The sequence below is a fragment of the Paenibacillus sophorae genome, from assembly GCF_018966525.1.
In the GTDB taxonomy this organism is placed as follows: Bacteria; Bacillota; Bacilli; order Paenibacillales; family Paenibacillaceae; genus Paenibacillus_AQ; species Paenibacillus_AQ sophorae.
The window spans coordinates 1,795,606-1,821,568 of record NZ_CP076607.1; the positions used below are offsets into that span (position 1 = coordinate 1,795,606).

The following is a 25,963-nucleotide window of genomic DNA, read 5'->3' on the forward strand; positions in this document are numbered from 1 at the left end:
GCGGCAAGTCCGTGTAAGGAAGGTGATCCGTTCTTGAGTTCCTATTTATTAAAACGTGTCATGGTGCTGATTCCCGTACTGATCGGCATGACGATTATCGTATTTTCCATCATACATGCCATCCCGGGTGATCCGGCGGAGACGATCCTGGGCCAGAAGGCGACAGAGCAGTCCAAACAGGCGCTGCGGGAACAGCTCGGTCTCGACAAGCCCTGGATTTCGCAGTACTTTGATTACATGGGCGATCTGCTGAAAGGCGATTTGGGAACCTCGATCCGCACCAAGACGCCGATTGCCAAAGAAATCATGCCTTACCTGGCGGCAACGCTGGAGCTTACGGCTGCTGCGATGTTGTTCGCCACCTTCGTCGGCGTGAATGCCGGCATTTTGAGCGCATGGAAGCAGAACTCATGGTTTGACTATACCGCGATGATTATCGCGCTGATAGGTGTGTCCATGCCGATATTCTGGCTTGGCCTCATGGAACAACTGGTTTTTGCGTTAAAGCTTCACTGGCTGCCCTCGATCGGAAGGATGAATCAGCGGGACCCGGTGGAGAGCATCACCAATCTGTATGTAATCGACAGCATCTTAGCGGGACGCTGGGATCAACTGTGGACCGTCATCAAGCATTTGATTCTCCCGAGCATCGCGCTCGGAACGATTCCGATGGCGATTATCGCCCGGATGACACGCTCCAGCATGCTGGAGGTTATGAATTCCGACTATATCCGCACGGCCAAAGCCAAGGGGCTGTCACAGTTCCTCGTCGTGTACAAGCACGCCCTGAAAAATTCGCTGATTCCCGTTCTGACCGTCGTCGGTCTGCAGACGGGAGCTCTGCTCGGCGGCGCTGTGCTGACAGAGACGATCTTCGCCTGGCCGGGCGTGGGACGGTATATATTTGAAGCGATCAGCTCGCGCGATTATCCGGTCATTCAGTCCGGAATTCTCATCATCGCTTTTATTTTCGTTATCATCAATCTGCTTGTGGATCTGCTGTATGCCACCATCGATCCGCGCATTCAATACAAGTAAGGAGGGAACCTTTTGTCACAGGCATCATTGAACGTAAATTCGGAAGCGGCTTCTGCCGAAAAGGTCTCCGGCCCTTGGCGCGACGCATGGAAGGCATTCCGCAAAAATAAAACGGCGATGCTCGGACTCGGCATTATCGTTTTCTTCATCCTGATCGCGGCGTTGGCACCGCTCATCGCCCCTCACGATTACAAGGAGCAAGTGCTGATGGACCGGCTGAAGGCGCCGTCCGCGGACCATTGGTTCGGAACGGACGACCTTGGTAGAGATATGTTCACCCGTATCATCTACGGCGCGCGTATTTCGCTTTGGGTGGGCTTTTTCTCCGTCATTGGCTCCATTATCGTAGGCACACTGCTCGGCGTGCTTGCCGGCTTTTACGGCAGATGGATCGATATGCTCATTTCGCGTCTGTTCGATATCCTGCTCGCGTTTCCGAGCATTCTGCTGGCGATCGCCATTGTGGCCATTCTCGGGCCGTCGCTGCAGAACGCGCTCTACGCCATCGCCATCGTCAACATTCCGACTTACGGGCGGCTTGTACGCGCGAAGGTGCTCAGCCTGAAGTCGGAAGAATATATTACGGCTGCACGGGCAATCGGCATGAAGAACACCCGTATTCTGCTGACCCATATCCTGCCGAACAGCCTGACGCCGATTATCGTGCAGGGTACGCTTGGCATCGCGACCGCTATTATCGAAGCGGCTGCTCTTGGCTTTCTCGGACTTGGCGCCCAGCCTCCGGAGCCTGAATGGGGCAAAATGCTGTCGGATTCACGCCAGTTTATCCAGAAGGCGCCCTGGACGGTCGTCTTTCCGGGCCTGTCCATCATGCTGACCGTGCTAGGCTTTAATCTAATGGGGGATGGTCTGCGCGACGTGCTTGACCCCCGGATGAAGAATTAGCACACTCCGTTTTCTCTAAATACCCTTCAGATCCGCCGCTTCGGCTTAAACTATGCCGGCGCCGGCAGGCTGAAGGGTTTTTTTGTTGCTTTATGCATTGTTGGAAGCATCCAGTACGGCTGATTCTCTTTTTATATGTAAGCATTTCTTCCCTCGCAGGAATTGAGTTGTTTTGACGTTTTTTGTTCAAATATAACACGATGATATGAATTATAACAAAAAATATGGTAGATTTATCGAAGATGTGCTAGAATATCTCCTAATCATATCAATACATACACTGGAGGAATGGAAGGATGTTAAAAAAGCTGGCAATGGCAGTAATGGCGGTGGCAGTATTTGCCGCAACGCCTCTGGTAACAAGCGGTAAGGCGGAGGCTGCAGGCAAAACGAAAATCATGGTATCCGCGGCGGCAAGCCTGAAGGACAGCCTGGACAAAATCGAAGCTCAATACGAGAAAGCTCATCCCACTATCGATCTGGTCTTTAACTATGCAGCTTCAGGCACATTGCAGAAGCAAATCGAGCAAGGAGCTCCAGCTGATATTTTCTTCTCGGCTGGCGACAAACAAATGAAAGCTCTTATTGATGGCGGACTCATCTCCGCAAATAAAGAACTGCTGAAGAATCAACTGGTGGTCGTAGTTCCTTCGAACTCGAAGGCGAAGCTTAATACGATCTCCCTGCTTACGGGTCCTTCCTTCAAGAAGGTAGCCATTGGCCAACCGGAATCCGTGCCGGCGGGACAATATGCACAGCAATCCCTGACTACCAAGAAGCTTTGGGACCCACTGCAAAGCAAGCTGGTCTTTGGCAAAGACGTACGCGCGGTGCTCTCCTATGTTGAAACAGGCAACGCGGATGCAGGTTTTGTATACAAAACCGATGCTTTGACCTCCAAGAAGGTTAAGATCGCTCTTACTGTAGGCTCTTTCGCCCACAAACCGATCAACTATCCGATCGGTATTGTAAAAGGAACTAAACATGAGGCGGAAGCCAAAGCATTCTACAGCTACCTCCAAACTAATGCTGCAACTAGCGTATTCAAATCCTACGGGTTTTTGCTCTACTAATAAATAAAGACTGCGGGTTGAGTATACATGGACATCAATTGGACCGACTTTATGGCCCCGGTGTGGTTATCGATTAAAATTGCGGTTATCACGAGCGTGATTGTATTCGTCCTGGCGGCGGTGGTCGCCAAGGCGATGGCGAACCGGAAGTTTCCGGGCCGCAGCCTGATAGAAACTGTACTGCTGCTGCCTCTGGTTCTTCCGCCTACGGTTGTAGGTTTTGTGCTTTTGGTCGTGTTGGGAAGAAGGAGCTGGCTTGGTGAATGGTACGAGAATTTAACCGGTGGAACGATTCTATTCACCTGGGGATCGGCGGTAATTGCCGCTGTCGTTGTCGCTTTTCCGCTCGTTTATCGTACGCTAAAGGCAGGCTTTGAAGAAGTCGACCGCGATTTGGAAGATGCGGCGCGCGCTCAGGGGGCGGGAGAGCTTCAAGTGCTTCGCTATATTACGCTTCCGCTGGCGATCCGAACGCTTGCGGCGGGCTATGTTCTCGGCTTTGCCCGCGGCCTTGGCGAGTTTGGGGCGACAATTATGGTTGCTGGCAATATTCCCAACCGGACGCAGACGATTCCTACCGCGATTTATGTGGCTGTGGATGGAGGGGATATGACGCTTGCCTGGCTGTGGGTCATTTCGATTATCGCAATATCGGCGGTCATGCTGATGTTTGTCAACCGCTACTCCTGACAAAGACTGATAAAGAATAGTAAATAACCCTCCCCGATCCGGCATTGTCAGTTGCCTGCGGATAGGGAGGGTTTGCTATTAATTTATGTTTCGTAAATAATCTTCCCGGTTTCGGACAGATCGTAACCATATAGCGAGTTAAGCTCATTATGAAGTGCTTGGGAGCGGCATATTTCGAGCACAGCCGAGATCCAATCCTGATTATCCGGTCGTTTCAGCATAACCAGATCGTACTTTTCTTGAATGAGAGGAATAAAATCCACGCCTTCGACTATTCGGGAGGCCTTTTCATTCCCGACACCGACATCGGCCTCGCCGCGGGCGATTCTGCCGGCAACTGTCACATGGCTGATTTCTTCCGTTGCATAGCCTTCGATATTCTGTGCCTTCACTCCGTTCAGGCGTAGTTGTTCATCCAGCAGCACCCGCGCGCCCGATCCTCTCTCCCGGTTAACGAGCCGCAGACCGGATTGCCCCAAGTCCTTCCAGCTTTGCAGTCCCTTGGGATTGCCTTTCTGTACATACAGGCCGGCGGCCCTGCCCAAGAGGCGAACAACAAGATAGCTGGTTCCTACGAGCATTTTGCGGATATAAGGAATATTATATTCGCCCGAATCGCCGTCAAGCAAATGGGTGCTGACGATATCCGATTCCCCGCGGTACATGGAAATTAGACTGTCAAGGCTTCCTGCATACGAACGCAGCGGGCGCAGTGAAGGAGAGAATTTCTCCAGATGCTGTGCTAGTATATCCAGACTGATATCCTGACCGGTGATGACAATTTCACGCGCGGATGAACGGAACGTCGCCGGGGGTGGGATGTTAGGGGTAGAGCTTATCCCGTGTAGTCCCGGCTTAGTAGAGGTCAGCATGGATGCCTGGCGTCCGCTCTCTCTGGACTGCTGCTTGTACTGTTCAAGGTCCGAGGAATCCACACGCATTTGTTTCCCGACCCGATAAGAAGAAAGTTCGCCTTTCTTAATGAGATCATAGACCTTCAGTTTTGATATTTTAAGCAGCTGAGCAACCTCTTCGGTTGTATAGGATGTATTGTCAGACATAAAGTAAAGCCTCCTAAGAAGTAGGCTGCGTCAGCAGCCATCGCACACTATGGGTGCATTAACACAAGACTACCTTATTTTCTATCCGGACGCAATTATTGAAGGGGCCGGGCAACTGAAAAGAACCGGATGTACACGAAAGTGATGTACGTCCGGTTCTATTTTGCGTCTGCTATTCAGAAAGCGGTTAAGCCTTAGGCCATCAACAGGACGGAAGAAGCTTTGAAAAGGGCGGTAACTGTAGCGCCTTCTTTAATTCCGAGTTCCTCAAGAGCATCCAAGGAGATGATGGAAGTGATTGTTTGTCCACCAGCGTCAATAACAACCTTTGCATTGATAGGTCCTGCCTCTATAGCTACTACACGGCCCTCGAGCTGGTTTCTAGCACTAATTTTCATTGTACATTCTCCTCTCAATTTTGGGTAATAAGAGTTGTATGTGATGTAAATCTTGATGTCTAATTATATCTAGTTATAACAAAATACAACTAAATCATAATGTTTATATTGAAATCTTACTATATAATGTTTGGAAAATCAAGGTATTTTGAGCAATGTCGATAAAATTCACGAAAAAACTTTGCAGTGTCCTGAAAATCGGTAATTTTGGCGATAAAAGGTTAATACGAGTGAATAACAGAATATTAATAAATGTATAATCACATTAGAGTTAAATGATGGAAAATTTATATGTGTCAAAAACTTGAATGTTAAGAAACTGCGACACAGTGGGCCGCTTTGCCTCTCCTATCAACTTGCTCATCTTGCCGTAAAAATATAACTGGGATTAGTGAAACTTTTGCCGAAAATGCATTATAATGTAGTATTAAAAACAGACAGCCATAATATAAGGGGTAGGGGAGCATGAGACTGAATGAACTAAGAGAACACCGCCAATATCCGGAGATTACCCGTCTGGAGACGTCAAGGGCCGTATATGAACGTGATTATTCCCGGCTGATTCATTCGCCGACATTCCGCAGGCTGCAGGGGAAATCGCAGGTATTCGGAGCAGGCACGGGGGATTATTACCGGACGAGGTTAACCCATTCGCTTGAGGTCGCTCAAATTGCCCGGGAGGCAGCTAAGAGCCTGCTGCGTTCTTATCCGGAAGTGGGCATGGAGCAGGCCGGTAATCCGGGACTGGTCATTGATCCGGAGGTGGTTGAATGTGCAGCGATTGCCCATGATTTCGGCCATCCTCCATTCGGCCATAAAGGGGAAGAAGTGCTCGACAGCATTTTGGACCGCTTAATTGAGGAGAAAACTACGCAGAAGGCGGCGGCGACAGGAGCGGACCCGGCACGCAAACTCGAGATTTACAACGAGATGAGAACCAAGTATGAACATTTTGAGGGCAACGCGCATAATTTCCGGCTTATCATGTTTCTGGAGAAGCGCGAGAACATCGACGGACTCAATCTGTCGGATGCCGTTCTGCTTGGAATCAATAAGTATCCGTTTCCCGGAACGACGCTTAAAAAGGGAATGTACCTGCATGAGTGGGAATATATCTCGCATATCCGCTCGGAATGGGGAATTCCGGAAGGGAAGAAGACGCTCGAAGCCCAACTGATGGATTTATGCGATGATATCGCTTATTCCGCCCATGACCTTGAGGACGGCATTAAGGCCGGGAAGATTGAAGTTCATGAATTCTTCATGCATGATCCTTATATTTTAAGGCTGATTGTCGAGAAAATCATGACGCTGGAGGATTCTTTCTGGCATGGATGGACGGAGGAAGCGATCCGGCCCAAGGTAGAAGAAGTGCTGAACTCATTTCTTCGTATCTGGAAGGAGAAAATGCCGACCTGTGAGAACGATTATTCCCGAACCCGCCGCGAAGTCAAAGCCTACTGGGTCAGCACCTTTGTCGCCAGCCTTGGCGTCATACAGGATGGTGACTGGAAGAAGGTTACCTTTATTAAAGAAGGAAAAGAAGACGAGGACCTTCTGCGCACGGTAAGCGTGCTGAAGAGCTTCGCCTGGGTGACGATGATTCGCGATCTGCGTGTTCAGCGGCTGCAGAAGCGCAGCGAGTGGATTGTGCGGAGGCTGTGGGGGGCGTTCCTGGACCCCGATACGTCGAAAGCGATCATCCCTACCGATTGGCTGCAGCGTTTTGAGAAAGACCAGCGGAAGCAAAGACCGATTTGGACCTGGGAGCATATGGTGATCGACTATATCGCCGGAATGACGGATGCTTTTGCCGAGAAGATTTACAATGAGATGTTCGGGCTTAAAGTCGGCTCAATCTATGATCTGGATTAAAGACAGCTTAAATAAGAGAATATCATAATTATTTATAATTTTACGCCTAATCTGTCGGAATATGGAGCGGGCGTTTTTTATGTGCATTTGATAGAGAACGCCGCATAGCATTGGTCCCGGCAATCGGCGGTCCGTTTTCAGGTATAATAGAATGCGGCAGCGGGAGTGAATTCCCGCGGTTCCTTAAATGAACGCGAAAGGCTGGACTTATACCGAATGGATTACAAATTGACGTCTTATTTGTATATGTACCGCAGCCATGAGAATGAAAGCGGACTGTGTTCTCTGGAGCTGGATATATTATTGCAGGGAGAGGTTCTATCTCCTGGACTGATTATTGCCCGGGAAAAGATTGATCCAAGCCGAAGCCCGTTTTTATCGGGGAGAATCGACATTTTATGCGCTTCGGATTCGGAGGAGGCAATTGCTCATTTCGCCAGTGGGATCAGGCTTGGGGAAGGGGAGACCTTCAAACTGTTCTGTCCCAAGGAAGGGGGCGGAACCTATGAAGAGCGCAGAGAGCTGGAGAGGAAAGTCGGCAGGCAGATAATCGGAACGGCTGACATGCGATCGCCTGACCGAGTATTTGGTCTAGCAAGGCATGAGGGCATGATTCTGTTCGGCGAGTACCACGAGAGCGACAGGAGCTGGCAGCGTCGCAAGCTTAAGCCGCATAACTATTCGACGGGACTCGGCGTGGCGCTGTCCCGGTCAGCCGTCAACATTGCCGCTCCGCGTCCGGAAGGCCTGCGGATACTCGACCCCTGCTGCGGAATGGGGAGCGTGCTGATCGAAGGGCTGTCCATGGGCATGGTCATGGCCGGATGCGATCTGAATCCGCTCGCCGTGCGCGGGGCGAGAGGGAATCTGCGCCATTTCGGCTACCCGGAGAATATCGTCGCGCTCGGCGACATGAGAGATCTGTCCGGGCATTATGACGCGGCCGTGCTCGATATGCCATATAATCTGTGTTCGGTGCTCTCCCCGGCGGATACAAAGGAGATGCTGGAGGCGCTTCGCCGTTTAACCGGCCGCGCGGTTATTATTTCCACGCAGCCGGTAGAGGAGAGTATCGCAGCGGCCGGTTTTTCGATTAAAGGCGGCTGCACCGTGTCCAAAGGGTCCTTTAAGCGGACGCTTTGGCTGTGCCATTAGTATTGTCGGCCGTAGTCGATCACATTTTTGGACGGAGCGCCGCAAGCCAGATAAGATTTCATATTTTCGGTGAAAATATCCATAAGTCGGTCGCCGTAATAATCGGTTAAGCCGGCGATATGGGGAGTGATAATGACCTGCTTCATGTCCCACAATGGATGATCCTTTGACAGCGGTTCCGTCTCGAATACATCGAGTCCCGCGCCGCGAAGCCGTCCATTCTTCAGCGCTTCGACCAATGCACCCGTATCTGTGGTGCCTCCTCGGCCAATATTAATATAATAGGCGCCCTCCTTAAAAGCAGAGAACACGGAGGCGTCAAACAAGCGGCGCGTCTTATCGGTGAGCGGCAGGGTGTTAATGACAAAATCGCCTTCGCTCACGGCTTCCTTCAACCGGCTTGTCGTATACATCACATCGAAGCCGGGAAGAGGATCGTCAAGCCGGCGTACGCCAATGGTTCTCATCCGGAAGGCTTTGGCGATTCTGGCCGTTTCGCCGCCGATGTCTCCGGTGCCGACAATGACCGCCGTTTTGTCCGTGAGCTCGCTTTCGTTCCCGTCCGAACTCCAGAGATGACGGTCCTGATTGCGGATGGCCGAATGCAGATTACGCACGAAGAGCAGTATAAATCCGAAGATGACTTGAGCGATAGGTGCAGCGTGTACGCCGCTTGCATTGGTCAGCACAATTCCCCGTTCCTCCAGCCGGTCAAGCGGCAGCTTCTCGACACCGGCGGACCAGCTCTGCACCCAGCGGAGCGGGGTGCCTTCGCGGAGCAGGCGGCCAGAGATCCCTTTCGTCCAACCGATGACAATCTCTGCTTCGGCAAGGATGTCAAGGTCCGGCTGCTTGGCATCGGTTAGCGCTAAGGTATAGCCGGGGGCGGCCTTACGGATGGCTTCCTGCTGTTCCTTTGTGAGCGGATGCAGACAAACAATGGATTTTGCCACAATGTTCCCTCCCAATACAAAGTACTCTATAAAGAATATCAAATCTGTGGAAAAAGGTGAAATGACGATGAATGATAAAGTGACGGTCGGTATGGGCGGAACGGCTTCTGAAAGATTGTTCACCGCGGTGAGATTGTCACCTGAGCTTCGCGGGGCCGTAGGCGGCATGTGCCGCACTCTGTCACGGGAGCTGTCCTTTGCCAAATGGACGCATGAAGAGGATTATCATATAACGCTTCAGTTTCTGGGCGATACCGACCCGCGGTCCATTCCGGAGTTAGTGTCGGCGCTGAAGGAGGCGGCAGCGGACTGCAGGCCGTTCACCTTGTCTTTGCGGGAAGCAGGCATCTTCGGGCCTCCGGCTGCTCCGCGCGTCCTATGGGCGGGAGTGGGGGGTGAGACGGACCGGCTGCAGGAATTGCATAACCGGATCGTGGCGGCTACGCTTCCGCTGGGATTTCACGCCGAGGAGCGCGCTTATAAGCCCCATGTGACGCTGGCCCGTAAATATAGGGGAGAGCGTGTTTTTAACTCAGGACATCTTAATGCGTTTAAGCAGGAAGCGGATGCTCTTCACATGTCCTGGAGAGTTGAGGAATGGGTTCTTTTTGTTACGCGAATGCACAAAAAACCGATGTATGAAATTGTCGAAACATTAACAATTTCTAAAAAGTAGTGTTCAAACCTCTCATTTTAGGTTACATATAAAAGAATGTGCCGAAAAACTAGGAGGATTGAAATGTCTATATTCAAACAAAACCGCTGGATGCTGCCGCTACTCGGCGTAATTCTGGTGTGTTTCTCTGCGATAATTTTGCTGCTGCCAGAGCTCGGATTGAGCGGAGAGCGGGACAAGCTCTATGTGGGCCGTTTGCAGTCGCCGCTGCTTTTATCTGCGCCGCGGGCTGGCGATACCAAAGTGAACGTGAGTGAGAGGACCAAGCCGGCGGCGGAACCGGCCCTCAAGGCCAGAGCCGCCATAGTCCGGCAGAGCCATCCTGAGCTGTCCACCGTCTCCCAGACACTTGCGACCGCCTGGAAGCCTGTGCCCGCCTCCGGATGGATGAGCGTGAAACAATGGGTTCTGAAGGATAGTAGCACCCCGGTGTCCGTAATTGCTAAGAACAAGGCCTCCGCAGCCGCACCAATTCGGCATCCGCAGAACGCGCGTGAAGCGAGACGGAAGGTGGCGGCAGGGACAGCACGGGGCCAATCCAAGGACAAGAAGACTGCTGTAACCCAGAAACATCCCCCCGCAATACTTTACTTCTCACGGAATAAGCTATTAAGCCGGGAAGAGCGCGACCAAACAACCCGGAGCTACGCTGTATCCGAAGAAGAAGTGCTTCTGCTCCAGAAAATCGTAATGGCAGAGGCGGAAGGCGAACCGTACAAGGGCAAGGTGGCAGTTGCCAACGTTGTTCTAAACCGGCTGCGGTCAGCCCAATTTCCCAATACTATTAAAGCGGTCATATACCAGAAACATCAGTTTAGCCCGGTGGCCAACGGGCGGCTGAAACGGGTAAAGCCAAATCAGGACTCGATTAGGGCTGTTAGCGCCGCGCTCTCCGGGGTCAAGGAAGTCACGGACGACACCTATTATTTCCTTTCGCTTAAGCTTGCCCAGGATCTTACCGTGCACCATTCCCAGACTTTTTCCGAAAAAATTGGAAATCATAGCTTTTATCGATAGTTCATCTTCTCGTAATGGGGTAATCTACTATTATGTAGAGGAGGGATAATCATGAAAATTACTTACTACGGTCATTCCGCGCTGCTGGTTGAATCGCCTGAGGCTAAGGTTATCTTTGATCCGTTCTTATCGGGAAATCCGGGTTCGGGAATCGCTCCGGAGAAGATCCGGGTGGATGCGGTGCTGCTGACCCATGGGCACTCCGACCATCTCGGAGATGCTGTGGAGATTGCGAAGAACAACGACTGCCCGATATTCGCGGTCTATGAGCTTGCCGAGTACTGTCGGATTAAAGGGGCGAAGGTCAAGCACATGAACATAGGCGGCAAACTAAACTTTTCGGGGTTTACCGTTAAGTATACACCGGCCTTTCACTCTTCCTCCATACAGGAGGGCGATTACTGGATTTATCTAGGCCAGCCTGGGGGGATTCTGCTGACCCTTGAAGGCAAAACGCTGTTTCATGCCGGCGATACGGCGCTGTTCGGGGATATGAGGCTGATCGGGGAACGCAATGCTATTGATGTCGCCGCGCTTCCAATCGGGGATGTGCTGACGATGGGTCCGGACGATGCGCTGCTGGCGGCGAGCTGGCTGCGGGCGGCCAAGGTAATACCGGTGCATTATAATACTTTCCCGGTGATCGAACAGGACGGAGCGGAGTTCTGCAACCGGCTGAAGCAGGAGGGCATCACCGGATTCCCGCTCAAAGCCGGAGAGAGCGTGGAGATTTAGGAAGCGGCCGCAACAAAAAAGGACGAACGGCAAACAGCCGGACGTCCTTTTGGCGGTACATCAGTGAAATCAATAAATTAAGGAGCCAAGTATACCGCTTTGTCGCCGCGCGTCTGCGCCGGGGAGCCGTTCTCCCCAGCCAGCTTCTCCTGCTTGATCAGCATCTCCAGCACCGTTACCGCGCAGTGATGCGGTTGGTAGTGGTCAGGGGAGAGCCGGAGGCGGCGCTGCTTCTCAAGTTCTGCGTACTCGCGCTGCAGCAGCCGGAACCATTTGTCTATCACCGTCTCGGAGTCCAGCATTTCGGCCAAACCGAGCTCGACAAAATATTGGCAGTTCTTCTCTTCTTGCCCGGGAATGGCTTGATAGAAGAGCATAGGGATGCCTTTGGCCAGCGCCTCGGTGCAGGTCATGCCGCCCGGCTTCGTTATCAGCAGATCGGCGGCGTCCATTAACTTGTTGACGTCGCTGCTGTATCCGAGAACAGTGATATTCGGATGCTGGAACCGGGGATCGCTGCGCATTTTGTCCACCAGTTTATTATTGCTGCCCATACAGAAGATGAGCTGGATATGATCAATCTTGGCCGTCAGTGCGTTCATGATCCCTTCGCCGAACATCAGGCCCCAGCCGCCGCCCATAATCAGCACCGTGGGCATATCAGCAAGTCCAAGCTCCTGGCGGAGCGCCTCCCTGTTGGATCGTTCCCAGAATTTGGGGTGAACAGGGATGCCTGTTACCTTTACTTGATCGGAAGGAATGCCGCGTCCCGTCAAGATCGCCTTTACCCGAGAGGTAGAGACGAGGTAGCGGTTCACCTCTGCGTTAACCCAACTGCCGTGAGCGTCGTAGTCGGTAATCAGCGTGTACAGCGGCACTTTCAGCCCCAGATGCTTCAATCTGGAAACGACAGCGGCGGGAAGAGGGTGTGTGCATATAATTAGATCTGGTTTAAGCTGCTCGATGACTTGCCGGGCATGCGTATAAAAAACACGGTGCAGCGCCAGTTTGGTGAACCGGTTCAGCGATCTGTGATATTGCGTTTTGTACAGCATTCCAACCAGCTTGGGCTGGCTGCTGACGGTCTTGCGGTAGGCGGAAAGAATCCATGGAGCCACCGTCGGGTTCAGGAATCTGCCCAGCTCGATGACCCGGCACTGGACTGCAGGATTGAGGCGCTTAATACCTTCAGCTAAAGCATAGGCGGCCCCTGTATGTCCTGTGCCGAAGCCTTCCGAAAACAGCAGTACTCTTTTCTTTCGCATAATTTCACCCGCTACTTTCGATTTCGATAGAATTGCAAAGTCTGTTACATTCACTATACGCCATATTTGCTCAGAAATTCTGTACTCTTTTCACATTATACAAATAAGACGTAAAGAGAAAGTTAAAACACTGCAAGAACTAAAAAATAAAACAAGTTGGAACGTATTGCAATCTGCCGCCCAAGGTGGTAAATTAAATAACGACAAAATGACCAAATTCGTAAAATAGTCATCATGCTTGATCGGCATTTACTAAGCGGTAGAAAGGAAGTGCGCAGATGGCAGTGGTGGATCGAAGGCAGCAGGTGATTAAGGCGGCGGCAAAGTCTTTTTCATTATTCGGCTACAAGGCGACAACGATGGATCAGGTGGCCAAAATCGCGAGCGTAGGTAAAGGCACCATCTATACTTTTTTTTCGAATAAGGAGCAGTTGTTTGACGAGATTCTTCACACGGTTATTATTGAGATGAAACACATTGCCGAGCGGGAGATTAGGCGCGACAAGCCTTTCTTTGATAACCTGCAGCGTGTTCTGGACGCCCTGCTGGAATTCCGGAGCGAGCATGAACTGATTATCAAGCTTTCCCAGGAAAAGCGCGAATTCGGTACGCCGCAGGCGCAGGAGGGACTCGATAAGATCGAGTGCGCCATCATTGGATATCTGGAACGGGAGGTGGAGCACGCCATCAGGCAGAATGAAATCAAGCCATGTGATCCCAAGGTCATATCGGTGGTTATGCTGAAACTCTACATTACGCTGACTGCCGAGCTTAACAAATTGCAAGCGCCCCTGAGCAAGGAAGAGATCAAATCGTATTTCCGGCTGATTCTGGCTGAAGGTCTGGCACAGCAAAGGGCGTAAGAGAATGGCGGCAGGCGTCTTTCGCGCATATTCAACTGAGGTTTGCCAAATCAACCGGAGTTCACCGAGAGCAAGAGCCGAGAGGCATTTTTTTGTTCCTTAAATTGACCAACCGGGGAAAATAGTCAGTTATTATTACAAGCTATTTTGCGTAAACAGAAAGAAAAGAGTAAAAGGAGAGAACCGGAGTGAAATCATTATCTGTCTTTAGGAAAGACGCGGGTACGGCGCTTAAGAAACCGATGATGCTGCTCACCATCCTGGCCGTGCTGTTCATTCCGACGCTTTACAGCGGAGTGTATTTGAAGGCGTTTTGGGACCCTTATGGCAATCTGGATAAGATGCCGGTCGCCATCGTTAATGAAGACAAGGGCGCCGATTACGAGGGAACTAAGCTAAACGCCGGCCAAGATCTGGTGGAGGAGCTTAAGAAGAGCAAGGATTTCAACTGGGTCTTCGTGAGCCGCGAACAGGCTGAAGAGGGGCTGAAGAAAGACGAATATTATGTAGCGATCATTGTGCCGGAGAATTTCTCTGCCAATGCGACGACTGTACTGGATGATCAGCCGAAGCCCGCACAGCTTATATATGAGCCGAAGCAGGGCGAGAACTTTACCGCCAGCACGATCGCAGGTTCGGCGGCCAAGGAGCTCAAGGCCAAAGTATCAGCTAAAATTACGGAAGCTTATGCGAATTCTGTGTTTGATAACATAACAGATATCTCTAACGGCCTTGGCGAAGCCAGCGATGGTGCGGCCAAAATCGCAGATGGCGCGGGTCAACTGGACGATGGCGCGGCCAAGCTGAAAAATAATCTGGTCGTTCTGACCGAAGGCACGGGCAAGCTTCTTAACGGCGTACAACCGCTGAAGCAGGGCGCCGCCGCGATCAAGAGCGGCGCCGCCGAACTGCAAACGGGGGGCAGTTCCCTTGCCTCCGGGCTGAATCAGCTGTCCGCTGCCCATAAGCAGCTGACAGATGGCGCCGCGCAGTCGGCAGCCGGCGCCAAGCAGCTAAGCGGCGGGCTGCAGCAGTCGGCCCAAGGCGCGGCGCAGCTTAAGGGCGGAGCTGGAGCCGTTGCGGACGGCAGCTCCCGGCTTAAGAGCGGAGCGGAGTCTGTCGCGGATGGCAGCTCGAAGCTGCAAGCCGGGCTGACTTCCTCCGTGGACGGCAGCGCGAAGCTGGCAGACGGGCTTAAGGCCTCCGCTGAAGGCAGCGCGAAGGTAAGCGCCGGCGCGAAGAGCGTCTCGGATGGACTGCAGCAGCTGGCGCAGGCCAATCCGCAGCTGGCGGCGAGCGCCGATGTGCAGAAGCTGATTGCTGCGAGCAAGGCGGTGGCGGACGGCAGCGCCCAGCTTCAGCAGAGCCAGGCGCAGCTGGCTCAGGGTGCGAGCGATTTGCACAGCGGCCAGGAGCAGCTGGCGCAGGGCGCGACGCAGGTGCATGACGGCGCGCAGAAGCTCGCAGCCGGCGCAGGCCAGCTGAACAGCGGCGCCCTGCAGCTCGGCGACGGCGCCGCTCAGTTGGCCGAAGGCCAGCAGCGACTCGCCTCCGGCGCGGCTTCGCTGGCAACCGGCGGCGGCAAGCTGGCGGCCGGGATGCAGCAGTTCGGTGCCAAGCTCGGCAGCGCCGCAGCGGGCGGCAGCAAGCTGGCGGACGGAACCGCTAAGCTGGAAGCGGGCGCCTCGTCGCTTGCGGCAGGTGTCGCCAAGCTGGGCGGCGGGATCGGCTCTGTTGCGGAAGGCTCTCAGAAATTGAGTGATGGCGCTGGAGATTTGAAGGACGGGACAGCCGATCTGAAGACCGGTTCGTCGGAGCTTGCGGGCAAGCTGAACGATGCGGCGGATAAGACGGGTGGCGTCAAGACAACCGACGAGACAGTCAGCATGTTCGCCGAGCCGGTCGAACTGAATCAGGAAACGCTGAGCGAGGTGCCGAATTACGGTACCGGTCTTGCTCCTTATTTTCTGTCTCTGGGACTATTCGTCGGATCGTTGATGTGTACAATCGTTATCTCGCTGCGTTCCACTACGGTGGAGGAAGCTTCCCGGTTCAACCGGTTTGCGAGCCGTACCCTTATTTTCTCCGGCATGAGCCTTCTGCAGTCTCTAGTGGTAGCGTCGATTATGCTCTACGGACTGAGGCTTGAGGTTCAGAGTATGCCAAGATTCTACGTCTTCTCCTTTATCGCCAGCCTATCGTTCATGTGGCTGATTCAGGCCCTGGTAACCTGGCTGGATCAACCCGGAAGATTCGTGGCGATCGTGCTGCTGATCTTCCAGCTGACGACAAGCGCAGGCACATTCCCGCTGGAGCTCATACCCAAATGGATGCAGTCGCTTCATCCGCTGCTTCCGATGAGTTACAGCGTGCAGGGCTTCAGATCGGTCATCTCCACTGGCGATTACGGCAGAATGTGGAGCGACGCAGGCACGCTTGCCATATACGGAGCCGTGTCCCTCGTATTCACGCTGTTGTACTTCATTAGCCGTGGACGTGACGAAAAAACTGAGTTAAATAGTGAACAAGTTTTGTCTGTATAATCTCGGTTTAAGGCAGATGAAGTATTTTTAACCGGAGCGCCCCTAGAGGGCGCTTTTTGGTGTGCGCCCGGCATGGGCGATAACTCGGCGGTGAAAGTCCGCTACAGGCTTGGCAGTAGGAACTGTTAGCCAAAGGCAAGGGTGTCCGCCGCGAGGCGGAATCTGAAGGAAGCCGGAGGCAAACCCTCGGTCTGACGAACAGAAATCACATAGAAGGCATCATGGGACGGACGAGCTTGCACTACAAAGCAAAGTCCAATACTGCCCGAATCCCAGGGTGTAAATGTGGCAGATGGATGAGGGGAAGGTTATCGCTCTTACCCGGGGAGATCTCACAGACGCCCGGTAGGAAAAAAAAAAAAAAATCCGAAAGACGGAGTAAAGCTTGCTGTGAGAAGTCAGCAGAGGCCATAGTACCGGGAAGTTTTTTTTTCTCGGGAAGGGCCGAACAATCGTAAGTCTCGAGTACATACAGGAAGGAGAGTCGGCGCGATGAAAGCAGAATACCGAAAGGGCTGCCCGCAAAGGGAACGTGTGGAACATGAAGAGTATGCGGGAGCGCGGAGTGCCGGCATTCGGGAAAGTAGAGAAAGAGACGGTGCAACAGACTTGCTGGAACAGATTCTGGACAGAGACAATCTGAACAGAGCCTACAAGCAGGTCAAACGCAACCATGGAGCGCCTGGAATCGACGGAATGACCGTAGAAGATGCGCTGCCATGGCTGCAGGAACATAGAGACGAGCTGTTGCAAAATATCCGGGAAGGCCGATACAAGCCAAGCCCGGTACGGCGCAAGGAAATTCCCAAACCCGATGGAAGTGGAGTACGGAAGCTTGGCATACCCACAGTCGTGGACCGAGTGATCCAGCAGGCGATCGCCCAGCAGTTGCAGCCGCTGTTTGAGCCGCTCTTCTCAGACGGAAGTTACGGCTACCGCCCTGGGCGGAGCGCGCAGCAGGCCATCCGTAAGGTGAAAGATTACGCGCAGCAAGGCTATGGTCACGCGGTAGAAATCGACCTTTCGAAATACTTCGACACACTGAACCATGAACTGCTGATGAATCTTTTGCGCAAACAAATTCAGAACAAGCGTGTAACCGAACTGATTAAGAAATATTTGAAAAGTGGGGTTATGGAGAATGGGGTGCACTGCAAAACGGAGGAAGGCTCTCCGCAGGGAGGCCCTTTATCTCCGCTGCTCGCGAACATCTATCTGAACGAATTCGACCAGGAGATGAACAGACGGGGAGTGAACGTTATCCGGTATGCGGATGACATCGTGGTGCTAGCCAAAAGCAAACGGGCAGCGACGCGGCTTCTGGAGTCTTGCCGGAAGTACCTGGAGAACAAATTGAGACTCCAGATGAATATGCGGAAAAGCAAGGTAGTCAGCGTAGTGGCCCGGAAGTATTTCAAATTCCTTGGTTTTGCCCTGGGAAAGAACAGAAATGGGGTGTATATTCGCGCCCATGGGCAATCCCTCGCAAAAGCAAAGAAGAAGCTGAAAGAACTAACGAGCCGCAGTCAGGGCAGGAATGTTCGCCAAGTCATGGAGAAAGTGAAAGTCTACATTCGCGGATGGATCGGCTACTACTATGTAGCCGACATGAAACGGATATTGAAAAGCTGGAGCGAATGGCTGCGAAGACGCCTGCGGATGTACATCTGGAAACAGTGGAAGAAGCCGAGAACCAAGGTACAGAACCTGCGCAAGCTGGGGATACCGGAATGGCAGGCTTACCAGTGGGGGAACTCCCGTCTGGGGTACTGGCGCATCGCCGGAAGCCCGGTGCTGTCTCGTTCCATAACAAACGAAAAGCTCGCACAGGCAGGATATTATGACTTTCCTGCGCAGTACGAGCGTTTACGTCAATTGCACTTAAACGGTTGAACCGCCGTATACCGAACGGTACGTACGGTGGTGTGAGAGGTCGGCTACTCAGTTAATGGGTAGCCTCCTACTCGATTATTGCAGGGAAATAAAACGATTTCAAAACATGAGATTAAAAAATATTACATGGATAAAACGTTTGCAATGAATAAGTGCTTATTCATTTGTATTGCATAAATATTCATGGATGAGATTTTTTAAGCTTTTATCCTGTAAAGCTGTGTCGCAAAAGCTAATGTTAATCAGCATAATAAAAAAGTTTAAATTGCGCTCATGTAAGGTCGATGATAAAATAATATAACCAATCTGCGTTGAATAATTATTAATAATGCCCCACTTTATTATAGAAAGGTTGCGTAAGATGAGACACACTGAACTGCCCCCTAAACAGGGCCTTTACGATCCCCAGTTCGAGAAAGATGCCTGCGGCATGGGCTTTGTCGCCCATATCAAAGGCAAGCCATCTCATGAGATTGTTAGCAACGCCTTAACCATGCTCGCCAATATGGAGCATCGGGGAGGCCAGGGAAGCGAGCCGAATTCCGGCGACGGCGCGGGCATTATGCTGCAAATTCCGCACCGTTTCTTCTCCGAAGAAGCGAAAGCGCTCGGCTTTGAACTGCCGGAAGCGGGCCGTTACGGTGTCGGCATGCTCTTTTTGTCTCATAATGAAGACATCCGCACCGCGCATGAGCGCACCCTGAGTGAAATTATTACCGAAGAAGGGCAGACGGTGCTCGGTTACCGCGATGTGCCAACCTACGACGAAATGCTGGGCAAGACGGCGAAAGCCGCCAAGCCTTATGTCCGTCAAGTATTTATCGGCCGTTCCGCCGATATTCAAGACGATCTTGCCTTTGAACGCAAACTGTACGTTATCCGCAAACGGGCGGAGCTCGCCATCCGCTACAGCGGATCGGAAGAAGGCGCGTCCTTCTACCTGCCGAGCTTGTCCTGCCGCAAAATTGTATATAAAGGAATGCTGACCACCGAGCAGGTCGGTCCGTTCTATCTCGATCTGCAGAACGAAGCACTGGAATCGGCGATTGCGCTTGTCCATTCCCGGTTCAGCACCAATACGTTCCCGAGCTGGGAGCGTGCCCATCCGTACCGCTTCATGATCCATAACGGCGAGATCAATACGCTGCGCGGTAACGTGAACTGGATGCACGCCCGCCAGTCGCTGTTTAAGAGCGAAGTGTTCGGCAGCGATCTGGAGAAGATCAAGCCGATTATCAACCCGGACGGGTCCGATACCGGGATGTTCGACAACACGTTTGAGTTCCTGTACCTGAGCGGCCGTTCCCTGCCTCATGTGGCCATGATGATGGTTCCCGAGCCGTGGAGCAATCATGACAGCATGGACGAGAAGAAAAAGGCGTTCTATGAATACCACAGCACACTGATGGAGCCGTGGGACGGGCCTGCCGCCATGGGCTTCACCGACGGCGTGCAGATCGGCGCGATTCTTGACCGTAACGGTCTGCGGCCTTCGCGTTATTATGTAACGAAAGACGATTTGATTATTTTGTCCTCTGAAGCGGGCGTACTGGATATCCCGCCGGAGAACGTTCTATACAAAGACCGCCTGAGACCGGGCCGCATGCTGCTGGTTGACACGAAGGAAGGCCGAATTATTTCCGACGAGGAAGTGAAGGCGGCAATCGCTTCCGAGCATCCGTACCGCGAATGGCTTGACGAGCATCTGATCAGCCTGAACGAGCTTCCGGAAGCTCCCGAACTGCCTAATCCGAAGCATGACAATGTTCAGCAGCTTCAACAGGCATTCGGCTACACGTTCGAGGACCTGCGCAAGGTGCTGGAGCCGATGGCTTCCAGCGGCGCCGAAGCGATAGGCTCGATGGGCTATGACGCTCCGCTTGCGGTGCTGTCCGACCGCCCGCAGCGGCTCTACAACTACTTTAAACAAATGTTCGCCCAGGTAACCAACCCGCCGATTGACGCAATCCGCGAAGAACTGGTGACTTCGACGACAACGACGATCGGGCCGGAGCGCAACCTGCTGAAACCGGAACCGGAAAGCTGTAGACAGATTGCGCTGGAAACGCCGATTCTGTCCAATGAAGATTTCGCCAAGATCCGTCATGTGCGCCGTACAGGCTTCAAGTCGATGACCATTCCGACTCTGTTTCCGGCAGGATTGGGAGCCGAGGGACTGCGGACCGCACTTGACCGTCTGAACGAAGCGGCTGACCGCGTGATCGAGAAAGGCCACAATATTCTTATTTTGTCCGACCGTGGAGTAGATCGTGAGAATGCGGCTATTCCGGCACTGCTTGCCGTATCGAGCCTGCATCACCATCTGATCCGCCAAGGCACACGGACGAAGGTTACGATTCTGCTGGAATCCGGCGAACCGCGCGAAGTGCATCATTACGCGCTTCTGCTCGGCTACGGCGTCAGCGCCGTGAATCCTTACTTAGCGTTCGAGAGCCTGGACGACATGATTTCCCAAGGCCTGCTGAGAGGCGTATCGCACGAGAAGGCCGTCAAGAACTATATCAAAGCCGCAACGAAGAGCGTGGTCAAGATCCTGTCCAAGATGGGCATCTCCACGATCCAGTCTTACCGCGGCGCCCAAATCTTTGAAGCAGTCGGCCTGAAGTCCGATTTCGTGGACCGCTACTTCACTTGGACTCCTTCCCGCATCGGCGGCATCGGCCTGGAGGAAGTGGTCACCGAGACGCTTGCGCATCATAACCGCGCCTTCTCCGACAAGGACGGCAAAGACAAGGTGCTGGATTCCGGCGGCGAATATCAATGGCGCAGCGACGGGGAGGATCATCTGTTCAACCCGCAGACGATCCATCTGCTCCAGCATTCCGTCCGCAGCGGCGATTACAATATGTACAAGGAATATTCGGCGCTTGTTCAGGGCGAGAGCAAGAAGCATCAGACGCTTCGTTCCCTGCTTGAGTTCAAGCAGGTAGGCGAGCCTATTCCGCTGGAAGAAGTGGAACCGGTGGAATCGATCATGAAACGCTTCAAGACCGGCGCCATGTCTTTTGGCTCGATCAGTAAGGAAGCGCATGAGGCGCTGGCGATTGCGATGAACCGAATCGGCGGCAAGAGCAATACAGGCGAAGGCGGAGAGGATCCGGCGCGCTTTATCCCGGATGCCAACGGGGATTCCCGCCGCAGCGCGATCAAGCAGGTCGCCTCCGGACGGTTCGGCGTAACGTCGAATTATCTGGTGAACGCCGATGAAATTCAAATCAAGATGGCCCAGGGCGCGAAGCCGGGCGAAGGCGGACAGCTTCCGGGACGCAAGGTATATCCTTGGGTTGCCGAGGTCCGCGGTTCCACGGCGGGCGTGGGTCTGATTTCGCCTCCTCCTCACCATGACATTTACTCCATCGAGGATTTGGCGGAGCTGATCTATGACCTGAAGAATGCCAATCCGCGTGCGAATATCAATGTGAAGCTCGTATCCGAGGTTGGTGTTGGAACGATCGCTGCAGGTGTGGCCAAGGGCCGTGCCGACATTATTCTGATCAGCGGATACGACGGGGGCACCGGCGCGTCGCCGATGAACTCCATCCGCCATGCCGGCCTTCCGTGGGAGCTGGGTCTTGCCGAGACGCATCAGACTTTGATGCTGAACAATCTGCGCGACCGGGTCGTGCTGGAAACCGACGGCAAAATGCTGAGCGGCCGCGACTTGGCTGTGGCTGCGCTGCTGGGCGCCGAAGAATTCGGATTCGCTACAGCGCCGCTGGTGGCTGTGGGCTGCATCATGATGCGTGTCTGCCAAATGGACACTTGTCCGGTTGGCGTAGCAACACAGAATCCGGATCTGCGTAAGAACTTTGCCGGCGATCCGCAGCATGTCGTTAACTTTATGACATTCGTCGCGCAGGATCTGCGCGAAATTATGGCCAGCCTGGGCTTCCGCACCATTGAAGAAATGGTCGGACGCACCGACTGTCTGGACGCTGTTCAGGCTTCGTATCATTGGAAGAAGAAAGGCGTCGACCTCAGCGGATTGCTGCACACGCCGCAGCTGCCTGAAGGCAGCACGCGGTTCAACAGCAAGAAGCAGAATCACGGGCTGGAAGAGACGCTGGATGTATCCAAGTTGCTTCCGCTTGCTGCAGCGACGATTGAAAATGGAACGGCTGTGGAGGCATCCCTGCCGATTACGAACGTCAATCGCGCCGTCGGCACGATTCTCGGCAGCGAAGTGACGCGCAAATACGGCGCCGCCGGACTGCCGGAGGATACGATCCGCCTGCACTTCACCGGCTCTGCCGGCCAAAGTCTTGGAGCTTTCATGCCGAAGGGTATTACGATTACGGTTGAGGGCGACACAAATGACTACATCGGCAAAGGACTCTCCGGAGGCAAGCTGATCGTTAAGCCGTCTCCGAAAGCGACGTTTGCCGCCGAGGAGAACATCATTGTCGGCAACACGGGATTCTACGGAGCGACCAGCGGCGAAGCCTACATCAGCGGCATTGCCGGCGAACGCTTCGCAGTCCGCAACTCCGGCGCCAAGGTTGTCGTCGAAGGCGTGGGCGACCACGGCTGCGAATACATGACCGGCGGACGCGTCGTCGTCCTGGGCGGAACCGGACGCAATTTCGCGGCGGGAATGTCGGGCGGCATCGCCTATGTATTCGATCCGGACAATACGTTCATCAACCGCTGCAACCTGGAAATGGTGCTGCTGGAGCGCGTTGAGGAACAGGAAGAAATCGAAGAGCTGCACGGCTTGATCGTCCGTCATACGGAGCTGACGAACAGTGCGCTCGGACAGCGTGTGCTGGATAGCTGGCAGGACAATCTGCCGAAATTCGTCCGTGTCATTCCGAAGGATTACAAACGGATGATGGACCAAATCCGCAAGGTGGAAGAAACTGGTCTGACCGGCGAAGCTGCTATGATGGCTGCGTTCGAAGCGAATATGCGCGAACTGGCGCGGGTAGGCGGTTAAGTCACCGGGCAACATAATCTAAATACAGAGCGGCAGGCCGAAGCGAAGCTTCGAGTCTGCCGCTTTTTTTGAAATATCTTGAAAAATAAATTGGCGTTCACTTAATGAGCACATAAAATACAGTCTTCAAATGGATTTGTGTAGCAAAATATGGTAATATCAGATCAGATATTTCCATTTTAGATAAACAGGTGACGACTATGCGACAATTCCGATGGATGTTAGGCACAATTTTTCTTGCACTTGCGCTAATTACAGGTTGCAATCAATCGGCGTCCAATACTGGGCTGGAAAGCGCGGCTCCAGCAAATGAAAGCAGTAATCCTTCGAATGAAGTCAAAGCTGCCGCAGAAGTAAACGATGCTGTTAAAGCAGCGGAGGCATACAAAAAGGTTGAGTATGAAATTAAGGCTTCCGAGGATATTTTGTCCGCTGAATCAGTGCATAAACGAAATGAAGCGATTAAACCGTATTTAACGGAACATTTTTACGAAAAGGCGTCGAGCACTCGTTATACCATCTTGCCTTTGAAAGTCGCTGATAAACAGAAGGTTTCTTTAAAGCCGGTAGACCTGCAATGTGATCTCAGAGAGAAGAAGGAAAATATTATCTTATTAAACTATAAGTTGAACCTTTTATTTCTGGATCAGGAAGGCAAGGAAACTAAACGTATTCCTATAGACGGTATACTGACACTTTTTAATGTTGATGGGCATTGGCTTATACAGGGTGATACATTTGATGTGAACACATTTAAGGACTTCATTGTTGAAAAATGAGCTGTCATTTCAAACACGAAATTCACTATTTAAACAGCTTCGGGGGAAATACCTGCCGAGCTGTTTTTGTATGGAGCGTTTCTTTTTGCCTGTTTATTAACAGTTTTGCGCAGCGTTAGACATTATTTTGATTTTTTTGCAGGTTTTTTGCTGAAAGATGCGTCTAACATTTTATATAGGCTTGCTTACCGAAGGTTCGTAAGGAAAGGATGGGACAATAATGACAGTAAATGCGGCAGTAACCGAACCGGTTGCCAGGCTTCTTGGTGTAACCAAAAGAATCGGTTCAAAAACGCTGGTTGGCGATTTGACGCTCGATATTCCGGCAGGACAGGTCTTCGGCTTTCTAGGACCGAACGGCGCGGGGAAGACGACAACCATTCGGATGATGGTTGGACTGATCTCGATTAGCCGGGGCGATATTGTGATCGGCGGCAGAAGCATCAAGACTAATTTTGAAGAAGCGGTTGCCCAGGTGGGGGCCATTGTAGAGAATCCGGAGATGTACAAGTTTTTGACCGGATACCAGAATCTGAAGCAGTATGCGCGCATGGTCAGCGGCGTGAACAAACAGCGTATTCAGGAAGTCATCGAGCTTGTCGGGCTGGGCAGCCGTATCAACGACAAGGTGAAGAGCTATTCGCTAGGCATGCGCCAGCGTCTCGGAGTGGCCCAGGCGCTGCTTCATAGGCCGAAGCTGTTAATCCTCGACGAGCCGACCAACGGGCTTGATCCTCAAGGAATACGGGAGCTCCGGGATTACCTGCGCCGGTTGTGCCGGGAGGAAGGAACGACCGTGTTCGTCTCCAGCCATCTGCTGTCCGAAATGGAGCTTATGTGTGACAGTGTGGCAATCATTCAGAACGGGAAGCTGATCGATGTCCGCCAGCTGAAGAGCGCGGAAGGTACTCAGGCGCAGGGCAGGGAGTTTGTATTCGACGTGGATGATGTCCAGACCGCTCAGGCGCTGATCGGCGGGACGGTGAAGGATGTGGGAGGACTTGTCGTGCAGACGGTTCGAGAGGATATTCCAGACCTGAACGCGAAGCTTGTGAGCGGCGGCGTCAAGGTATACGGCATCAAAGAGGTCGTAGTCTCACTTGAGGATCAATTCCTGGAAATGACGGGAGGTGAGGGCATTGAGTAAGTTTAGTGCACTTGTACATAATGAGAATATAAAAATATACAGCCGGGCCCGTACCTGGATCATGCTGCTTCTACTGGCCGTTTTCAGTGTCTTGATGCCTGTGCTCATGTATGTTAGCAGCTCGGCTGAGAGCCGGCCTGGAATGTGGGACGGCTTTCAGATTACGGTGAGTGTTATCTTTTATCTGAATACGATATTTACCGTGGTTATCGCGTCGGACGCCGTGGCGGGGGAATTCTCCTGGGGAACGATTAAGCTGCTGCTGATCCGGCCCTGGAGCCGCTCGAAAGTTCTGCTGTCGAAGTACATTTCCATGGTGCTGTTCAGCGTGTTTACGACTGTACTGTTGGTAGTTTGTGCTTACGCTGCCTCGCTGATTCTGCTTCCTTCCGGACGTGATGCCCTTTCTCGGAGCGGATGGAGTCCGGAAACGTACAGCGCGATGTTCGTCTTATGCCGGTATGTGGAGCTGTTCCTGACCGCTGCGCTTGCTTTTATGGTTTCCAGCGTATTCCGCGCAAGCGGGCTTGCGATCGGCCTTTCGCTGTTCATTATATTTGTCAAAAATATTTTTATCACCATCTTCAATCCCGACCGTTACGAATGGGCGAATTATTTGTTATTTAGCCATATGGATCTAAGCAGTTACCTAGTCTCGGATACGGGGCCGGGAGGGGCAACGCTGGGGTTCTCTGTTGCGGTGCTTGCCGCTTATTATGTCGTGTTTCTGCTGCTGTCCTGGATTGTGTTCAGCCGCAGAGACGTTGCCGGCTGACCGGAAAATAAATAGGGAAACGGGCCTGGCCCGCTTCCCTGCTGCGTTCGAACCGTTCGCTCCTCCAAAGAGCGGGCGGTTTTTTATATTCAACCGAGCTGTTAAGCATCTGCTCTCCTCCAAGTATCCCAACGGTTTTCCTCCGCGCAATCGCAATAGCTTGC

20 protein-coding genes are annotated in these 25,963 nt (G+C 52.7%); 16 read left to right on the plus strand and 4 right to left on the minus strand.

Annotated features, from left to right (window positions below; genetic code table 11):
- The first annotated feature begins 33 nt into the window (after window positions 1-33).
- The 4 genes from KP014_RS08375 to modB all read left to right on the plus strand — a co-directional run bounded on the left by KP014_RS08375 (window position 34) and on the right by modB (window position 3,707).
- Window positions 34-1,038 (plus strand): ABC transporter permease, encoded by a 1,005-nt coding sequence (locus KP014_RS08375; protein ID WP_036592144.1) that lies wholly within the window; start codon window positions 34-36, stop codon window positions 1,036-1,038.
- A 12-nt stretch (window positions 1,039-1,050) separates the two neighbouring features.
- Window positions 1,051-1,944 carry a nickel transporter permease gene (gene nikC / locus KP014_RS08380; protein ID WP_036592146.1) on the plus strand — a complete coding sequence of 298 codons (894 nt, stop codon included), beginning with the start codon at window positions 1,051-1,053 and terminating at the stop codon, window positions 1,942-1,944.
- 296 nt (window positions 1,945-2,240) lie between these two features.
- A complete protein-coding gene (gene modA / locus KP014_RS08385) occupies window positions 2,241-3,017 on the plus strand; it encodes a molybdate ABC transporter substrate-binding protein (RefSeq protein ID WP_036592148.1) in 777 nt (258 codons plus the stop codon).
- A 27-nt stretch (window positions 3,018-3,044) separates the two neighbouring features.
- Window positions 3,045-3,707: a molybdate ABC transporter permease subunit gene (modB, locus tag KP014_RS08390; RefSeq protein ID WP_036592150.1), complete on the plus strand. Its 663-nt coding sequence runs from the start codon at window positions 3,045-3,047 to the stop codon at window positions 3,705-3,707.
- Window positions 3,708-3,790: 83 nt separating this feature from the next.
- Here the strand turns inward: modB and KP014_RS08395 are convergent, their stop codons facing one another.
- Together KP014_RS08395 and KP014_RS08400 are read right to left on the minus strand one after the other, a co-directional pair.
- The gene (locus KP014_RS08395; protein WP_036592152.1) at window positions 3,791-4,768 is read right to left on the minus strand and encodes a substrate-binding domain-containing protein; all 978 of its coding nucleotides are present in this window, start codon (window positions 4,766-4,768) and stop codon (window positions 3,791-3,793) included.
- A gap of 194 nt (window positions 4,769-4,962) precedes the next feature.
- On the minus strand, window positions 4,963-5,166 hold the full coding sequence (locus tag KP014_RS08400) for a TOBE domain-containing protein (RefSeq protein WP_036592154.1): 204 nt from the start codon (window positions 5,164-5,166) through the stop codon (window positions 4,963-4,965).
- Window positions 5,167-5,631: 465 nt separating this feature from the next.
- Here KP014_RS08400 and KP014_RS08405 point away from each other — a divergent pair, with 465 nt between their 5' ends.
- Window positions 5,632-7,041 carry a deoxyguanosinetriphosphate triphosphohydrolase family protein gene (locus KP014_RS08405; RefSeq protein WP_036592156.1) on the plus strand — a complete coding sequence of 470 codons (1,410 nt, stop codon included), beginning with the start codon at window positions 5,632-5,634 and terminating at the stop codon, window positions 7,039-7,041.
- 216 nt (window positions 7,042-7,257) lie between these two features.
- Complete coding sequence (locus KP014_RS08410) at window positions 7,258-8,196, plus strand: TRM11 family SAM-dependent methyltransferase (protein WP_036592171.1); 939 nt, start codon at window positions 7,258-7,260, stop codon at window positions 8,194-8,196.
- Here the strand turns inward: KP014_RS08410 and KP014_RS08415 are convergent.
- Window positions 8,193-9,149: a D-2-hydroxyacid dehydrogenase gene (locus KP014_RS08415; RefSeq protein ID WP_036592158.1), complete on the minus strand. Its 957-nt coding sequence runs from the start codon at window positions 9,147-9,149 to the stop codon at window positions 8,193-8,195. The genes KP014_RS08410 and KP014_RS08415 overlap by 4 nt on opposite strands.
- Before the next feature lie 67 nt (window positions 9,150-9,216).
- On the opposite strand from KP014_RS08415, the gene thpR reads away from it, so the two are divergent.
- The 3 genes from thpR (at window position 9,217) to KP014_RS08430 (ending at window position 11,577) form a co-directional block, all read left to right on the plus strand.
- Window positions 9,217-9,825: an RNA 2',3'-cyclic phosphodiesterase gene (thpR, locus tag KP014_RS08420; RefSeq protein ID WP_246590672.1), complete on the plus strand. Its 609-nt coding sequence runs from the start codon at window positions 9,217-9,219 to the stop codon at window positions 9,823-9,825.
- A gap of 63 nt (window positions 9,826-9,888) precedes the next feature.
- The gene (locus KP014_RS08425; RefSeq protein WP_036592160.1) at window positions 9,889-10,842 is read left to right on the plus strand and encodes a cell wall hydrolase; all 954 of its coding nucleotides are present in this window, start codon (window positions 9,889-9,891) and stop codon (window positions 10,840-10,842) included.
- Window positions 10,843-10,893: 51 nt separating this feature from the next.
- A complete protein-coding gene (locus KP014_RS08430) occupies window positions 10,894-11,577 on the plus strand; it encodes a metal-dependent hydrolase (RefSeq protein ID WP_036592162.1) in 684 nt (227 codons plus the stop codon).
- 77 nt (window positions 11,578-11,654) lie between these two features.
- Here KP014_RS08430 and KP014_RS08435 read toward each other — a convergent pair whose 3' ends face one another.
- Entirely contained in the window at window positions 11,655-12,842 is a 1,188-nt protein-coding gene (locus KP014_RS08435; protein WP_036592164.1) for a UDP-N-acetylglucosamine--LPS N-acetylglucosamine transferase, read from the minus strand.
- A gap of 278 nt (window positions 12,843-13,120) precedes the next feature.
- Between KP014_RS08435 and KP014_RS08440 the strand changes: the two genes are divergently transcribed.
- The 7 genes from KP014_RS08440 to KP014_RS08470 all read left to right on the plus strand — a co-directional run bounded on the left by KP014_RS08440 (window position 13,121) and on the right by KP014_RS08470 (window position 25,799).
- Complete coding sequence (locus tag KP014_RS08440) at window positions 13,121-13,705, plus strand: TetR/AcrR family transcriptional regulator (protein ID WP_036592166.1); 585 nt, start codon at window positions 13,121-13,123, stop codon at window positions 13,703-13,705.
- 188 nt (window positions 13,706-13,893) lie between these two features.
- Window positions 13,894-16,248, plus strand: coding sequence for a YhgE/Pip domain-containing protein (locus KP014_RS08445; RefSeq protein ID WP_090834515.1), 2,355 nt, complete (start codon window positions 13,894-13,896; stop codon window positions 16,246-16,248).
- A 492-nt stretch (window positions 16,249-16,740) separates the two neighbouring features.
- Complete coding sequence (gene ltrA / locus KP014_RS08450) at window positions 16,741-18,141, plus strand: group II intron reverse transcriptase/maturase (protein WP_036589107.1); 1,401 nt, start codon at window positions 16,741-16,743, stop codon at window positions 18,139-18,141.
- Window positions 18,142-18,502: 361 nt separating this feature from the next.
- Complete coding sequence (gene gltB, locus KP014_RS08455) at window positions 18,503-23,098, plus strand: glutamate synthase large subunit (RefSeq protein ID WP_216700479.1); 4,596 nt, start codon at window positions 18,503-18,505, stop codon at window positions 23,096-23,098.
- 218 nt (window positions 23,099-23,316) lie between these two features.
- The gene (locus KP014_RS08460) at window positions 23,317-23,877 is read left to right on the plus strand and encodes a hypothetical protein (RefSeq protein WP_139210671.1); all 561 of its coding nucleotides are present in this window, start codon (window positions 23,317-23,319) and stop codon (window positions 23,875-23,877) included.
- 220 nt (window positions 23,878-24,097) lie between these two features.
- Window positions 24,098-25,024: an ABC transporter ATP-binding protein gene (locus tag KP014_RS08465; protein ID WP_036603320.1), complete on the plus strand. Its 927-nt coding sequence runs from the start codon at window positions 24,098-24,100 to the stop codon at window positions 25,022-25,024.
- Complete coding sequence (locus KP014_RS08470) at window positions 25,017-25,799, plus strand: ABC transporter permease (RefSeq protein WP_036603317.1); 783 nt, start codon at window positions 25,017-25,019, stop codon at window positions 25,797-25,799. The genes KP014_RS08465 and KP014_RS08470 overlap by 8 nt, the downstream gene beginning before the upstream one ends.
- Window positions 25,800-25,963: the final 164 nt, after the last annotated feature.

What these genes read in the sequence shown, in the direction of transcription:
- KP014_RS08425 (WP_036592160.1), top strand. Translation starts at nt 9,889, where the DNA reads ATGTCTATATTCAAACAAAACCGCTGGATGCTGCCGCTACTCGGCGTA.
- gltB (WP_216700479.1), top strand. Translation starts at nt 18,503, where the DNA reads ATGAGACACACTGAACTGCCCCCTAAACAGGGCCTTTACGATCCCCAG.
- thpR (WP_246590672.1), top strand. Translation starts at nt 9,217, where the DNA reads ATGAATGATAAAGTGACGGTCGGTATGGGCGGAACGGCTTCTGAAAGA.
- modA (WP_036592148.1), top strand. Translation starts at nt 2,241, where the DNA reads ATGTTAAAAAAGCTGGCAATGGCAGTAATGGCGGTGGCAGTATTTGCC.
- KP014_RS08430 (WP_036592162.1), top strand. Translation starts at nt 10,894, where the DNA reads ATGAAAATTACTTACTACGGTCATTCCGCGCTGCTGGTTGAATCGCCT.
- KP014_RS08405 (WP_036592156.1), top strand. Translation starts at nt 5,632, where the DNA reads ATGAGACTGAATGAACTAAGAGAACACCGCCAATATCCGGAGATTACC.
- ltrA (WP_036589107.1), top strand. Translation starts at nt 16,741, where the DNA reads ATGAAAGCAGAATACCGAAAGGGCTGCCCGCAAAGGGAACGTGTGGAA.
- KP014_RS08465 (WP_036603320.1), top strand. Translation starts at nt 24,098, where the DNA reads ATGACAGTAAATGCGGCAGTAACCGAACCGGTTGCCAGGCTTCTTGGT.
- KP014_RS08460 (WP_139210671.1), top strand. Translation starts at nt 23,317, where the DNA reads ATGTTAGGCACAATTTTTCTTGCACTTGCGCTAATTACAGGTTGCAAT.
- KP014_RS08410 (WP_036592171.1), top strand. Translation starts at nt 7,258, where the DNA reads ATGGATTACAAATTGACGTCTTATTTGTATATGTACCGCAGCCATGAG.
- modB (WP_036592150.1), top strand. Translation starts at nt 3,045, where the DNA reads ATGGACATCAATTGGACCGACTTTATGGCCCCGGTGTGGTTATCGATT.
- KP014_RS08395 (WP_036592152.1), bottom strand. Translation starts at nt 4,768, where the DNA reads ATGTCTGACAATACATCCTATACAACCGAAGAGGTTGCTCAGCTGCTT.
- KP014_RS08440 (WP_036592166.1), top strand. Translation starts at nt 13,121, where the DNA reads ATGGCAGTGGTGGATCGAAGGCAGCAGGTGATTAAGGCGGCGGCAAAG.
- KP014_RS08435 (WP_036592164.1), bottom strand. Translation starts at nt 12,842, where the DNA reads ATGCGAAAGAAAAGAGTACTGCTGTTTTCGGAAGGCTTCGGCACAGGA.
- KP014_RS08400 (WP_036592154.1), bottom strand. Translation starts at nt 5,166, where the DNA reads ATGAAAATTAGTGCTAGAAACCAGCTCGAGGGCCGTGTAGTAGCTATA.